The organism is Bradyrhizobium sp. B025 (assembly GCF_042257955.1).
Lineage (GTDB): Bacteria > Pseudomonadota > Alphaproteobacteria > Rhizobiales > Xanthobacteraceae > Bradyrhizobium > Bradyrhizobium diazoefficiens.
Genome location: NZ_CP170150.1, coordinates 7,992,296 through 8,005,471, shown reverse-complemented (window position 1 = coordinate 8,005,471; position 13,176 = coordinate 7,992,296). Strand labels below are relative to the sequence as shown.

The 13,176-nt window shown below is 65.4% G+C and carries 12 protein-coding genes; 5 read left to right on the top strand and 7 right to left on the bottom strand.

Annotated elements, in window-relative coordinates:
• A complete protein-coding gene (locus tag ACE10W_RS37820) occupies positions 1-2,364 on the top strand; it encodes an ABC transporter permease (RefSeq protein WP_370204909.1) in 2,364 nt (787 codons plus the stop codon).
• Positions 2,365-2,366: 2 nt separating this feature from the next.
• A complete protein-coding gene (locus tag ACE10W_RS37815; protein ID WP_304549067.1) occupies positions 2,367-3,605 on the top strand; it encodes an efflux RND transporter periplasmic adaptor subunit in 1,239 nt (412 codons plus the stop codon).
• A gap of 176 nt (positions 3,606-3,781) precedes the next feature.
• Here ACE10W_RS37815 and ACE10W_RS37810 read toward each other — a convergent pair whose 3' ends face one another.
• Positions 3,782-6,076 carry an MHYT domain-containing protein gene (locus ACE10W_RS37810; protein WP_304549065.1) on the bottom strand — a complete coding sequence of 765 codons (2,295 nt, stop codon included), beginning with the start codon at positions 6,074-6,076 and terminating at the stop codon, positions 3,782-3,784.
• A gap of 189 nt (positions 6,077-6,265) precedes the next feature.
• The gene (locus ACE10W_RS37805) at positions 6,266-6,829 is read right to left on the bottom strand and encodes a TetR/AcrR family transcriptional regulator (RefSeq protein ID WP_011090707.1); all 564 of its coding nucleotides are present in this window, start codon (positions 6,827-6,829) and stop codon (positions 6,266-6,268) included.
• 116 nt (positions 6,830-6,945) lie between these two features.
• Here ACE10W_RS37805 and ACE10W_RS37800 point away from each other — a divergent pair, with 116 nt between their 5' ends.
• The 3 genes from ACE10W_RS37800 to ACE10W_RS37790 all read left to right on the top strand — a co-directional run bounded on the left by ACE10W_RS37800 (position 6,946) and on the right by ACE10W_RS37790 (position 9,602).
• Positions 6,946-7,602, top strand: coding sequence for a glutathione S-transferase (locus ACE10W_RS37800; RefSeq protein ID WP_304549063.1), 657 nt, complete (start codon positions 6,946-6,948; stop codon positions 7,600-7,602).
• Between the two features lie 277 nt (positions 7,603-7,879).
• A complete protein-coding gene (locus tag ACE10W_RS37795; protein WP_028175493.1) occupies positions 7,880-8,545 on the top strand; it encodes a class I SAM-dependent methyltransferase in 666 nt (221 codons plus the stop codon).
• A gap of 13 nt (positions 8,546-8,558) precedes the next feature.
• Positions 8,559-9,602: a zinc-binding dehydrogenase gene (locus ACE10W_RS37790; RefSeq protein ID WP_304549061.1), complete on the top strand. Its 1,044-nt coding sequence runs from the start codon at positions 8,559-8,561 to the stop codon at positions 9,600-9,602.
• 37 nt (positions 9,603-9,639) lie between these two features.
• On the opposite strand, the gene ACE10W_RS37785 is transcribed toward ACE10W_RS37790, so the two are convergent.
• The 5 genes from ACE10W_RS37785 to ACE10W_RS37765 form a co-directional block, all read right to left on the bottom strand.
• On the bottom strand, positions 9,640-9,804 hold the full coding sequence (locus tag ACE10W_RS37785; RefSeq protein ID WP_304549060.1) for a hypothetical protein: 165 nt from the start codon (positions 9,802-9,804) through the stop codon (positions 9,640-9,642).
• 63 nt (positions 9,805-9,867) lie between these two features.
• Positions 9,868-10,896 carry an alpha/beta hydrolase gene (locus ACE10W_RS37780; RefSeq protein WP_011090703.1) on the bottom strand — a complete coding sequence of 343 codons (1,029 nt, stop codon included), beginning with the start codon at positions 10,894-10,896 and terminating at the stop codon, positions 9,868-9,870.
• Between the two features lie 267 nt (positions 10,897-11,163).
• Positions 11,164-12,186, bottom strand: coding sequence for an LLM class flavin-dependent oxidoreductase (locus tag ACE10W_RS37775; RefSeq protein ID WP_304549059.1), 1,023 nt, complete (start codon positions 12,184-12,186; stop codon positions 11,164-11,166).
• A gap of 183 nt (positions 12,187-12,369) precedes the next feature.
• Complete coding sequence (locus ACE10W_RS37770; RefSeq protein ID WP_279082398.1) at positions 12,370-12,783, bottom strand: hypothetical protein; 414 nt, start codon at positions 12,781-12,783, stop codon at positions 12,370-12,372.
• A gap of 133 nt (positions 12,784-12,916) precedes the next feature.
• The gene (locus tag ACE10W_RS37765) at positions 12,917-13,066 is read right to left on the bottom strand and encodes a hypothetical protein (RefSeq protein WP_162494168.1); all 150 of its coding nucleotides are present in this window, start codon (positions 13,064-13,066) and stop codon (positions 12,917-12,919) included.
• Between the last annotated feature and the right edge of the window lie 110 nt (positions 13,067-13,176).

Sequence of the window (13,176 nt, the reverse complement as noted above, 5' to 3'; positions counted from 1 at the left end):
ATGAGGGCGCTCGACATCAAGCTGTTCCGGGACGTCAGGCGAATGTGGGCGCAGGTCCTCGCCATCGCGCTGGTCGTCGGAGGCGGCGTCGCCACGCTGGTGCTCGCCGTCGGCTCGCATCGGTCTCTCGAAGAGACGCGGATCGCGTACTACGAACGGTACAGCTTCGGCGACGTGTTCGCCCAGGCGAAGCGCGCACCCAAGGCCCTCGCCGACAGGATCGCGGAAATCCCCGGTGTCGCCGCCGTCGACGCGCGCATCGCGAAGCTCGCGCTGCTCGACATCCCAGGCTTTTCCGAACCAGCCAGCGGGCAGTTCGTATCCCTACCTGACAACGCCGAGCCGCACCTCAATCGGCTGTACATCCGTTCCGGACGGCTTCCGGAGCCGGGACGGACAGAGGAGGTCGTCGTCAACGAGCCGTTCGCGCGGGCGCATGGGTTCTCCGAAGGGGCGCGGTTCTCGGCCATTCTGAACGGCAAGAAGCGTGAGCTCGTCATCGTCGGCACGGCCCTGTCCCCCGAGTTCGTCTACACGGTCGGCCCGGGCGACCTGATGCCGGACGACCGCCGCTTCGCCATCGTCTGGATGTCGGAGAAGGCGCTCGCAGGCGTCTACGATCTCGACGGCGCCTTTTCGGCAGTTTCGGTCAAGCTGCAGCCCGGCGCCGCCGAGCGCGAGGTGATCTTGCGGCTGGATGCCTTGCTCGATCCCTACGGCGGCCAGGCGGCCCACGGGCGGAAGGACCAGACCTCGCACGCCTGGCTCGATCATGAACTCGACATGCTCAACAACATGAGCCGCACGCTGCCGCCGATCTTCCTTCTGGTCTCCGCGTTCCTGGTCAATCTCACCCTCAGCCGGCTGGTCGCTCTGGAGCGCGAGCAGATCGGCCTCCTGAAGGCATTGGGCTACACGGACGGCAGCATCGTTCTGCACTATTTCAAGTTCGTCGCCATGATCGTGGCGGCGGGAATCGTCCTGGGCAGCATCGTCGGGACCTTGCTGGGACTGCGCGTCACGGGGCTGTTCGGCGACTTCTTCCACTTCCCGTTCCTGGTGTTCGCGAAGGCGCCGGATCTGTATGTGATCGCCGGCGCGCTCAGCGCGGCCGCCGCGGCGATCGGCGCGTTGCGGGCGCTGCGCGAAGTCGTGAGGCTGGCGCCCGCCGTCGCGATGCAACCGCCGGCCCCTCCGCTGTACCGGCGGCTGCTCCCGGCGAGCATTCAGCTCGACGAAGTCGTGTCGCAGCCGACGCTGATGATGATCCGCAACATCGCGCGACACCCGGTCCGGGCCGCGTTCACGGCGCTTGGGATGGCGCTGGCCACCGCGATCCTGGTCGTCTCGCTGTTTACCCGGGACACGATGGAGCAACTGATCGACGTGACCTACTTCCTCGCCGACCGGCAGGACGCGACCATCGGCTTCGTCGAGAAGCGGGTCGAGAATGTCGTGGAGCAGGTGAACCGGCTGCCCGGCGTTCTCGCCGCCGAGCCGTTCCGCGAGGTGCCCGTCCGGATCCGCCATGGCAACGTCGAGCGCCGGATCACGATCAGCGGCCGGCCCGCCGGTGCCGACCTGAGGCGCATCATCGACGTCGACCTCCGGCCGGTCGCGCTTCCGGAGACCGGCCTCGCGATCTCCGGCATGCTCGGCCACATCCTTGGGGTCGCGGCCGGCGATACCGTCGAGCTCGATCTGCTCGAAGGCGCCCGACGTACCGTCACGATGCCGATCGTGGCGACCGTCGAGGACTATTTCGGCATCAGGGGCATGATGGATATCGACGCACTTCGGCAGGTCATGCGCGAGGCCCCGGTCGTCACCAGCGTCAACCTCAGCCTCGACGAGAACCGGAAGGAGGACTTCTACGCGGCCGTGAAGTCCATGCCGACGGTCGCCGGTGTGGCGCTGCAGCGCGTCTCGCTGGCCAACTTTCGCAAGACCGTCGCGCTGCTCATCACCACGATGGCGAGCATCTACACCGGGCTCGCCGCCGTGATCGCGTTCGGCGTCGTCTACAACAACGCACGGATCTCGCTGTCGGAGCGGGCGCGGGAATTGGCGAGCCTGCGCGTCCTCGGCTTCACGCGCGGCGAGGTTCTGCGCATCCTCCTGCTTGAGCTCGCCATCCTGACGCTGGTCGCCCAGCCGCCCGGGTGGGTGATGGGCTACGGGCTCGCGTGGGTCATGAAGACGAACCTGGCCGGAGAACTGATGCGCGTCCGCCTTGTCGTCGAGCATTCGACCTACGTCTTCGCCACGTCCGTGGTGGTGCTGGCCGCTGTCGCCTCCGCGGTGGTCATCCGCGAACGCATCGATAAACTGGACCTCGTGGCGGTCCTCAAGACGCGAGACTAGCCATGTCGGCAAACTGGACCAAACGTATCATCGGTGCTGCGGCCCTGGCCGGGATCGCGGGCGGACTGGCGTGGTTCGCATGGCCCCGGCCGGTTCTGGTCGATCTCTCGACCGTCGCGAAGGGCCCGATCGAAGTCACGGCGGACGACGACGGCAAGACGCGCGTCCGCCACGTCTACACCGTCTCGGCGCCCATCGCAGGCAAGGTCCTGAGGATTTCGCATCCGTTCGGCGAGCAGGGGCCGTCGCTTCACGTCGGCGACGAGGTCGTCGCCAACCAGACCGTCATCGCCTTGATGCAGCCGACACTGCCGGGCTTCATCGACGTGCGCTCCCGCGACCAGCTTCAGGCGGAAGTTGCGGCCGCGGACGCAGCCATCCAGCAACAGGAAGCCGAGGTACAGCGGATCGGAGCGGCGCTGGACTTTTCCAGGACCGAGTTCCAGCGGGCGCAGACGCTGTTGCGGACGCAGTCCACCTCGGCCCAGGCTTTCGATAAGGCGAAGTTCGACGTGGCCACGAACGAGGCCGCCTTGGCGAGCGCCAAGGCTCAGGTCGAGATGCGGCGTGCGGTACGCACCAGCCTGGCTGCCCGGTTGATGGATCCAGCCAACGCTGCCCCGTCGGCGGAGCCGACCTGTTGCGTCCGGGTACTCGCGCCGGCGAGCGGACGGGTGCTGAAGATCGTCCAGGACAGCGAGGCGACGGTCCTGCCAGGGACGCCGCTGGTCGATATCGGCAACCCGCTCGATCTGGAGGTCGTGGCCGACCTGCTCTCGACCGACGCCGTGCAGATCAAGGTTGGCGCGCCCGTCCGGATCGACGGCTGGGGCGGGCCCTCGATCAAGGGCAAGGTCGTGCGCGTGGACCCCGCAGGCTTCCTGAAGGTGTCGGCGCTAGGCATTGAGGAGCAGCGGGTACGGGTGACGATCGATTTCGTGGATCCGCCCGAAGTGTGGTCCCAGCTTGGCCACGACTACCGGGTGGTCGTCCATGTGACCACCTGGAGCGCCACCGATGCATTGACCATCCCGGTGAGTGCCTTGTTCCGAAAAGGTGACCAGTGGGCCGTTTTTGCCGAGGAGAATGGACATGCCCGGCTCGAGCCGGTCCAGATCGGTCACCACAATAAACACGTGGCTGAGGTGATCTCGGGACTGGCTGTCGGCGATCGGGTCGTAGTGCATCCGAGCGATCGGATTGTGAATGGCGGGAGAATCGGACAGCGGGAGGTGCCCTAGTCTGAGTTCGTGCCTTGATACTTCGTGTGGCCGCAGCCGAGCGGTCTCCGTGCTGCAGAAGGCTGGCGCCATCTGCAGTGGGTCGTGTTTGGGTGCGCCATAAGTTGTATGGTCACTTCAATAACATACGAGTTCGCAGTTTTATTCTGGATGGCGCGCCGTTCATCATCAGGCAATCATGCGCTCTTCGGCCGAAACGCGACGACTGATCCGGCCGGCTCTTCCTCGCCCATCGCCGCCTCGATCGCCTTCGCAAGTGCGGCCTGGTCGAACGGCTTTGCCAGGCGCGGCAGGCTGGATCGCGTGTCGCTGGGGAGGTCCGCGTATCCCGTGCTGAGGAGGATGACCGTCTCCGGGCGCTCCGCAGCGATGGCGCTGGCAAGCTGCAGGCCGGTCATGCCGGGCATGGCATAGTCGGTCACGACCAGGTCGACGGTGCGCGTGCGGCGGAGCAAGGCCAGCGCCTCATCGCCCGAGCGCGCCTCGACCACGACGTGCCCGAGATCCTCCAGCATCGCTGCCGTGTTCTCGAGCACCAGGAGGTCGTCGTCGACGACGAGCACGGAAAGCTGCCGGCTGGGCCGGGCTACGGCTGCCGGAGCCGCCATGCGCAGGTCCGGCACCGCGGTCTCCTCGGCGATCGGCAGCCAGATGTCGGCCGTCGTGCCCTCTCCGGGACGGCTCTTCAAGACGAGCCTGCCGCCGGACTGCTCGGCAAGTCCGTGGACCATCGACAGGCCGAGCCCGGTGCCCTTGCCGACGCCCTTGGTCGTGAAGAACGGCTCCTGGGCGTGCTTGAGGATCTCGTCGCTCATGCCGCAGCCCGTGTCGCTCACCGAGAGCGCGACATAGCCGCTGCTCGAAAGGCCGCCTTCGCCCTGCTCCTCGCGTGCGGCGATGGTGATCTGGCCGCCGTCCGGCATCGCATCGCGCGCGTTGACCGCCAGGTTGAGGATCGCCAGTTCGAGCTGGTTCGCGTCGACCTTCACCTTCGGCAGATGCATCGGGAACCGCGTCTCGACACCAATCCCGGCCTCGAATTTCAGCAATGACGTCATGCCGCGCACCAACTCGCGGACATCGACGACCGCCGGCCTGAGATCCTGCTTGCGCGCGAAAGCGAGCATGCGCTGGGTCAGGGAGGCGCCGCGCACCGCGCCCTGCATCGCGTTCTCCACCAGGCGCAGGATCTTCGGATCGTCCGTCGGCAGGCGCTTCTTCAGCAGTTCGAGGCTGCCGAGAACGGCCGCGAGCAGGTTGTTGAAGTCGTGGGCCACGCCGCCGGTGAGCTGGCCGATGGTCTCCATCTTCTGCGACATCATCAATGCTTCGCGCGCGCGGTCCAGCGCTTCCTGCGCCCGTCTCCGTTCGCTGACGTCGCGCACGATCTTCGCAAAGCCGGCGATTGCGCCGCTGTCGTTCCGGACCGCGACGATCGTTGCCTCCGCCCAGAAGCGGCTGCGGTCCTTGCGCACCCGCCAGCCTTCTATGGCGGACTTCCCCTCCCGCTCGGCTTCAACGAGCGCGCGCGCGGGCGCCCCGGCCGCGCAATCTTCCTCGGTGTGAAAAATGGTGTAGCTCGTCCCGACGATGTCGTCGCCATAGCCCATCAGCCGGCGCGCGCCGAGATTCCAGTTGCCCACGCGCCCGTCCGGATCGAGCATGAAGATCGCGTGGTCCGCGATGCCTTCGACAAGCAGCCGAAAGCGTTCTTCGCTGCGCCTCAGTGCGGCGGCCTCGCGTTGGGCGCGCTCAGCCGATGCCCTGTCATAGACGGCCGCCGCGATGCCGATGCTCAGGATCATGATGGTGATGCCGGCGAGCAGGAACGCGAGCGGCGCCTGACCGACGCCGAGATGGCCTGCCGGCCGGGCCATGGCGCTGGTCGGCAGGAACATGGCGCCTTCCATCGCGGCATAGTGCATGCCGGAGATCGCAAGGCCCATCACCAGGCCCGCGAACAGCCGCTGCACCGCGTTGGTGTTGCGAAAGGCGAGCCAGAGCGCCACGATCGAGGCGCTGATCGCGATCAGGATCGAGAGCACGACCCATCGGGGATCGTATTGGATGAGGGCCGCCATCCGCATCGCGGCCATGCCGGTATAGTGCATGCCGGAGATGCCAAGTCCCATCGCGAAGCCGGATGCAAGCAGCGCCTGCGGGCGTCGTCCGACAACGGCAAAGGCGGCAGCGGCGACGACGATCGGAATGACGAGCGAGAGCAGAGTCAGGAATGGATCGTAGGAGATTTCGATTCCAGGCAGGCTGAAGGCCAGCATGCCGACGAAATGCATCGACCAGATGCCGCCGCCCATGGCGATCGCCGCGGCGACCAGCCAGGATCGGCGGGCCCTTCCCGAAGCAGCTCGCATTCGGGTCGCCAGGTCCAGCGCCGTATAGGAGGCGAGGGCCGCGATCAGAATCGATAGCGCGACCAGAACGGGATCGTGAGAAGCCGCATGATGATGCATTTCGGCCAACGCTAGCCGAAGTTGCGTTCGGGCTTACGCATGAGGTCCTCCCCGACACCGAAATCGTCAGCGGCACCAAGATGGGCGCCGCAGGCGTCCACGACGTTCGAATCGGCCGCCATGGTGCACGCAATCCTGCGGTGCCGCCACTCTCATGGTGTCATCGCCCCGGCTCGCGGGAACCATCCGTCAGGCCGGCAGCAGACCGGCCGCGCGGTAGCTGTCGATCAAGGTGTCGTAGAGCGACAGATCCGAGCGGCTCCGCGCCAGGAGCTGGGCGCCGCCGATCGCGGCGAAGATCGCCCGGGCGCGCCGTTCGCTCTCCCCGGAACTGCTCGGAGCCGCAGCGGCCAGGACCTTGCTCAGCCAGGCGACATTCACATCGGCAAAGGCCTGCACCTCCCGCTTCACCGCGTCCGGCAGGTCGTCATGCTCGGCAGCCATGAAGCTGCACAGGCACATGCGGTTGCCGTTCTCGAGTGCCTTGCGAAAGACGTCGGGATAGCGGTGCAGGCAGCGCAGGGGATCCGGGGTCTCGGCCAGCATGGCTTCGAGCGCCGCCGCGGTGTCCTCCCAGTAGCGCCTGGCGACCGCTGCGCCGAGATCGGCCTTGCTCGGGAAATGATAGTGGATGCTCGCGGCCTTGATGCCGACCTCAGCGGCGAGATCGCGGAAGTTCAGGCCGCCATAGCCGTGCGCCTGTGCGGTGCGTCTGGCGGCCGCCAGGATGGCTTCCCGTGCGCTGGTACTCATGTCGCCGCCTCACCGCTTCGTTATCTACCAAGTGACAGATAGGCTTTGACCGCCGGGTTTTGAAGGCTATAAATGTCTACCAAGTGGCAGGTAGAGAGAAGCAAAGAGGTTTATCGATGAAGATTCATGATTGGGCCACCGGCCCTTACCCGGCCCGCGTTCGCATCGCCATCGCCGAGAAGAATCTGCGGCCGCGCGTCACGTTCGTGTCGGTCAACCTGTGGAAGGGCGAGCACAAGAAACCCGAGTTCCTCGCCAAGAACTACTCGGGCACGCTGCCGGTGCTCGAGCTCGACGACGGCACCTTCATCGGCGAATGCACCGCCATCACCGAATATCTCGACGCGCTCGACGGCGCTCCCGTGCTCACCGGCAGGACGCCGCGCGAAAAGGGCGTGATCCACATGATGAGCAAGCGCGGCGAGCTGGAGCTGCTCGACGCGATCAGCGTGTACTTTCATCACGCAACGCCGGGGCTTGGGCCCGAGGTCGAGATCTATCAGAACGCCGAGTGGGGCCTGCGTCAGCGCGACAAGGCCGTCAGAGGCATGCATTACTTCAACGGCATTCTGAAGCAGCAGCCATTCGTCGCCGGCGAGGCCCTCTCGATGGCCGACATCACGGTCATCGGCGGCTTGATCTTTGCGGAGCTCCTGAAGCTGCCGGTGCCTGCGGAGTGCGAGGCACTTCGCGCCTGGTACGCCCGGATGCAGGAGCGCCCCAGCGTCAAGAACCGGGTGACGATGTCGGAGCCGGCCGAAGCGTCCGCCTGACATCGGGTCCGCGCTACCCGCGAATGCCTGCAGAAGCAGGCGGGTCCGAACTTGTCCCATCGATGAAGCTCTCAGTGAAGCGGAGGAATCCCTCGATCCTTGACCGGCTGACGCCGGCCGTGCGCATCTGGACGTTGTGGATGGGGCTGCCGCACCATCATTGATCTGAAACAACGATCACCTGCAGCACAGATGCTAGGGTGATTCGCAGGTCACGTCGCAAGGCTCCCCAGGCCGGTCAAGACAATCTCAGCGCGTGATGGAATCCGAGGACTTGATGGGACGACTACTGAATATCGTGACGCCACTGCATACTGCGACCAAGCGCGACTACATGGGGCGCATGAACGACGACAAGATCGGCTGCTCGCTGAAGGCGCGGGAATACGAGGCCGATTATTGGGATGGCGACCGCCGTTTCGGCTATGGCGGCTACCGCTTCATCGACGGGCGCTGGGCTCCGGTCGCCAAGGCGCTGATCGAGACCTATGGCCTGAAGGATGGGTCCAGCGTGCTCGACGTCGGCTGCGGCAAGGGCTTCCTGCTGTACGAGATGCAAAAGATCCTGCCGGGCTTGAAGGTCGTCGGCTTCGATATCTCCAAGCACGGTCTTGCAAATTCGCATGAGCAGGTGAGGCCGTATTTGTTCAACTATCGCGCCCAGGACGTCTATCCCTATGGCGACGACAGTTTCGACCTCGTCATCTCGCTCGGCACTCTGCACAATCTCAGGCTCTACGAGCTCGATGCGGCGCTCAAGGAGATCGAGCGGGTCGGCAAGAACAAATACGTCATGGTCGAGGGCTACCGGACCGTTGCCGAGTTGCACAACCTCGAATGCTGGGCGCTGACGGCGGAGTCCATCCTGCACACCTCCGAATGGATCTGGCTCTACGGGAAGCTCGGTTACACCGGCGATTACGAATTCATCTATTTCGAGTGACCGGGCTCAGCTCATGGACATCAAGACTGCCAAGGCAGCGATTCTCGTCGAGTCCGGCAAGCCGCTGATCGTCGACGAGTTCACCTTGCCCGATACGCTCGAACACGGCCAGGTGCTCGCGCACGTGCACACCTCGAGCATCTGCGGCGCACAGATCAACGAGATCGACGCCGTCAAGGGCGTCGACAAGTTCCTGCCGCACCTTTTGGGGCACGAAGCGCTGGCGACCATCGTCGAAACCGGACCCGGCGTCGTCTCGTGCAAGCAGGGCGACACCGTCGTCATGCATTGGCGGCCGGGCAAGGGCGTGCAGTCCAATACGCCGGTCTATTCCTGGCGCGGCAAGCGCCTCAACGCGGGCTGGGTCACCACCTTCAACGAATATGCCGTGGTGTCGGAAAATCGCGTCACGCCCGTTCCCCCCTCGATCGATCGCAGCAGCGCGCCGCTGCTCGGCTGCGCGGTGACGACCGCGCTCGGCGTCGTCAACAACGACGCGCAGGTTGCGATCGGCGAGGCCGTCGTCGTGTTCGGCGTCGGCGGCGTCGGGCTGAACATCGTGCAATTTGCCGCGATGGTCGGCGCCCATCCGGTCGTTGCGATCGACCGCCTCGACAACAAGCTGGAGATGGCGAGGCAGTTCGGCGCCACCCACACCATCAACTCCGAGACGGTGAAGGATGTCGCCGCCGAGGTTCGGTCCATCACGGGGGCTGACGGGCCCGACAAGGTCGTCGAGACCACCGGCGTCAGCCGTTTGATCGAGCTCGCCTACGAGGTCACCGCGAAGAAGGGCCGCTGTATCCTTGTCGGTGTTCCCCGCGACAAGGTCGAGATCTACACGCTGCCGCTGCACTTCGAGAAGGTGCTGAAGGGCTCGGAAGGCGGGCAGTGCCAGCCGGCGCGCGACATCCCGCGTCTCGTCCGGCTCGACGAAGCCGGCAAGGTCAGTTACCGCGGGATCGTGACCCACGAGTTCGCGCTCGATGACATCAACGACGCGCTGGATTTGATGCGCAGCGGCACGTCAGGGCGGATCTTGCTAAACATCAGCTGAACGCCGCGGCCGATGCCGATCACACCAACGACTGGTCCTACCCGGTCATCTGGTGGCGAGGCGCGGATGGCGTTGACAAGGCCGTGGCGAGCGCGGGTTGCACCGGCCGCCGGCCGATCATCAGCGACAGCACGGCCGCGACGATCCCCGTTGCGCCCGCGATCATGAAGGCCTGCAGATAGTCTCCCTGCGCCGAGCGCATGAAGCCGGCGAAGAAGTCGGCGCGTCCATCGGGAAGTCCACGATGCGCCGCAAGTGCACGCTCTTACGCGGCCGTACTGTCGATCGAACGGCGGATCTCCCGCTGCACTTCCGCGCTCGATAGAAACAGATCGTGATTGATGATGCTCCAGCCTTCCTGGGAAGCATCGACCACGCGCACGCCGAGCCGCTGGATGACAGCCTTCTCGGCGGCGCCGACCCTGGTCATTCCACCCGCGATTTGTCCCGACAGAGCCAGAGCGCGATCGTTCGTCGCGGCGATCACGGTGATCTTGCCGGCAAGCGGACCGATGCGGTGGATCGCCGACGTGAACACGTCCATGTCGATGTCGGGTGCGGCAAACACGACCGTCCCGATCCTGCTCGTGACGGTGTCGCCGTATCGCGCATAGAGCTGACGCAGGCTCTCGAGCGTCAGCATGGTCCCCATGCTGTGCGCAACGATGTGCACGCGGCCGCCGCCTGACGTCGACACGAGGGAAGAGAGCACGCGTTCGAAATCGTCGCGGGACCACATCGCACTGTCCCGGTCATAGGCATAGTCGAACAATCCTGCCTTGGAGGGCCAGGAGAACACCATGGTCCGGCCGCGGAACTTGATCCCATCGGAGAGATGGGCGGCGTCGAGCGCGGCCGTCTCGAATGTCTGCTTGAAGCCGTGCACATAGATCAGCACGTCTCCTCCCGCGCCGCCCTGCGCAAGGAGATCGCCAATTTCGGCTTGCACCGGTTCGACCTGATCTAGGCGCCAATCGCCCAGTCCGACCGAGGCGAGAGAAAGTCGGCTCTCGTCCGGCGCCACCAGCCTTGCCCGAGCGACCGTCATTGCGGTCGCCCGCTCCGGCCCGAACCAGGGTTTCGTGCGGCCGCCCTTCACGGGCTTTCGTGTGGTGGCGACGAGCAGTGTGGGATCAACGGAAAGGGACGACGCGTCGTAGCGCGCGCCGGTCGCGCCCAAGCCTGCGCATCCGCCCAGCGCGAGAGTGCTGCCTGCCGAGACAAGCCCGCGCAGGAGCGCGCGGCGCGAAAGGGAATGATGAGAGTCGCGTTGTAGAAGATGTCGGACGATCACGCGGAACCTTTGGGAACTATGCCCACCATAGCGCCGCCCCGCCTAGCTCCCTGAACGACAATGGGGGCGAGAAGACGGCGGAGCAGCGTCCTGGCAGGTCGCGTGTCATGGCGTCCGTTCGCCGGTCTGCGAGCGATGCGACGAAGTTCCAACGCCCGGGTGGCGGTTGCCCATCAATGATGAGCCGACACGCCCCTGACGCATTGGGTCAACAGATCAACGGTGGCGAATTGGCCGACATGTGGTGCACGGCATTCGCCAGATCTCTCAGCGCCAGCCGAGCGCAGGCGCAACGTGCGTCAGGATCGCCTCGATCGCATGCGCGCAGTAGGCCACGCCGAGCTGGTTGGGAATGGTCAGCAGCAAGGTGTCAGCCTCCGAGATCGCCTCGTCCTGCCGGAGCTGCTCGATCAGCACATCCGGCTCCGCCGCATAGGAGCGGCCGAAGATCGCCCGCGTCTGCGGGTCGATGAAGCCGATCTGGTCTTCGCCTCCGCGCTCCCCGCCGAAATAGGCGCGGTCGCGATCGTTCATCAGCGCGAAGATGCTGCGGCTGACGGACACGCGCGGCTCGCGGGCGTGGCCGGCTTCCTTCCACGCGGCACGATAGGCGCGGATTTGCGCGGCCTGCTGCACATGGAAGGCCTCGCCGGTCTCGTCGTTCTTCAGCGTCGAGCTTTGCAAATTCATGCCGAGCTTCGCCGCCCACACGGCGGTCGCGTTGGAGCCGGCGCCCCACCAGATCCGTTCGCGCAGGCCGGCGGCATGCGGCTCGAGGCGCAGCAGCCCCGGCGGGTTCGGAAACATCGGCTGCGGATTGGGCTCGGCAAAGCCTTCGCCGCGGAGCAGGTCGAGAAAGACCTCGGCATGGCGGCGGCCCATGTCGGCATCGCTCTGGCCGTCGGCCGGCCGGTATCCGAAATAGCGCCAGCCGTCGATCACCTGCTCCGGCGAGCCGCGGCTGATGCCGAGCTGCAGCCGGCCGCCGGCGATGAGATCGGCGGAGCCCGAGTCCTCCACCATGTAGAGCGGGTTCTCGTAGCGCATGTCGATCACGGCGGTGCCGATCTCGATTGTGCTGGTCCTGGCGCCGACCGCGGCAAGCAGCGGAAAGGGCGAGGCCAGCTGGCGGGCGAAGTGATGCACACGGAAATAGGCGCCGTCCGCGCCGAGCTGTTCGGCCGCAACCGCAAGCTCGATCGATTGCAGCAGCGTGTCCGCCGCCGAGCGCGTCTGCGACTGCGGCGAGGGCGTCCAGTGTCCGAAGGACAGAAATCCGATCTTTTTCATGGGGGCAACATATGGATGATCGGAAGAGTTTGCGAGACGTCGATCGGAGGAAAGATGGCAATACGGGGTGTGCACCCGTAAGCCCCCTTTGGGGAAACTGATTAGGCGCGGTCTGGACTGCTGCCCGATAGCGGGCCACGAACTCGGATCGCTCAACTTCAATCGGCCACCCGAGAAGCGTCCTCAGATGTCGCAACCGGTCAAATTCAATGCCTTGCGCAAGCCACCAAACGCCTTGAGCCGACAGGGCTCCGCATTGCTTGCGGCCTTTGAGCGCTGGAAGTTGGCAGTTCGCTTGACAGCGGTTGCCTTCGGCTTGGGACGTTCAGCGGTCGCGATCTTTTTCGGATTGTGCCGATGACGGACGATCGGCTCCGGCTCGGACGAGCCAATATGGGCGTCTTCTGGCGGAGCAACGCGGTCTTCCACCGAAGCAGTCTGTGTCGGCATCGCGCTGCTCACAGCGGCAACGTCGAGGCGGTCAGCCTTCGCCAGGGCGTCGTGTGAAGCAGAAGTGCCCGCGTCCTGCTCGGCAAGCGGCTGCACGATCGCGGCCGCGCGACGCGGTGGCGCTCTCAGCTCCATTGCCGACAGCATTCCTACACTCAACAGTATGAGGAGGCCCAACAACGCCATTCTCAGCATAATGCGCCTCTGACCCAGATTCGTGCCGCTGAAAATTCTCCGCGCCAATGAGGCAACTTGTCGACGGCTGCCGACTCGCGACAAATCATTTGCCGACAGGGTTAACGTCGGTGATGCTCCCGCATGTGCCGGTAATGCCGCCGCTCACGTCGGCTTCCGCGAGCAGTCCGTACTTGGTCACGCGAAAATGGTCTGTCAGTGGCCCCGAGCCGAGCGCCACATGAGCGATCGTCATGTCTGCGGTTTGAGGGAGGCCGGACACCGCCTGACAGGTTGGACGACCGCTGCTTTTGACGCGAACCGGACTTCGGTCGGTTTCAACGCGGCGCGAACTCCGGGGGATCA

Coding starts and splice junctions, on each gene's coding strand:
- ACE10W_RS37800 (WP_304549063.1), top strand. CDS start 6,946: ATGAAGATTCATGATTGGGCCACCGGCCCTTACCCGGCCCGCGTTCGC.
- ACE10W_RS37820 (WP_370204909.1), top strand. CDS start 1: ATGAGGGCGCTCGACATCAAGCTGTTCCGGGACGTCAGGCGAATGTGG.
- ACE10W_RS37790 (WP_304549061.1), top strand. CDS start 8,559: ATGGACATCAAGACTGCCAAGGCAGCGATTCTCGTCGAGTCCGGCAAG.
- ACE10W_RS37770 (WP_279082398.1), bottom strand. CDS start 12,783: ATGCTGTCGGCAATGGAGCTGAGAGCGCCACCGCGTCGCGCGGCCGCG.
- ACE10W_RS37785 (WP_304549060.1), bottom strand. CDS start 9,804: ATGCGCTCGGCGCAGGGAGACTATCTGCAGGCCTTCATGATCGCGGGC.
- ACE10W_RS37765 (WP_162494168.1), bottom strand. CDS start 13,066: ATGACGATCGCTCATGTGGCGCTCGGCTCGGGGCCACTGACAGACCAT.
- ACE10W_RS37795 (WP_028175493.1), top strand. CDS start 7,880: ATGGGACGACTACTGAATATCGTGACGCCACTGCATACTGCGACCAAG.
- ACE10W_RS37810 (WP_304549065.1), bottom strand. CDS start 6,076: ATGCATCATCATGCGGCTTCTCACGATCCCGTTCTGGTCGCGCTATCG.
- ACE10W_RS37775 (WP_304549059.1), bottom strand. CDS start 12,186: ATGAAAAAGATCGGATTTCTGTCCTTCGGACACTGGACGCCCTCGCCG.
- ACE10W_RS37805 (WP_011090707.1), bottom strand. CDS start 6,829: ATGAGTACCAGCGCACGGGAAGCCATCCTGGCGGCCGCCAGACGCACC.
- ACE10W_RS37815 (WP_304549067.1), top strand. CDS start 2,367: ATGTCGGCAAACTGGACCAAACGTATCATCGGTGCTGCGGCCCTGGCC.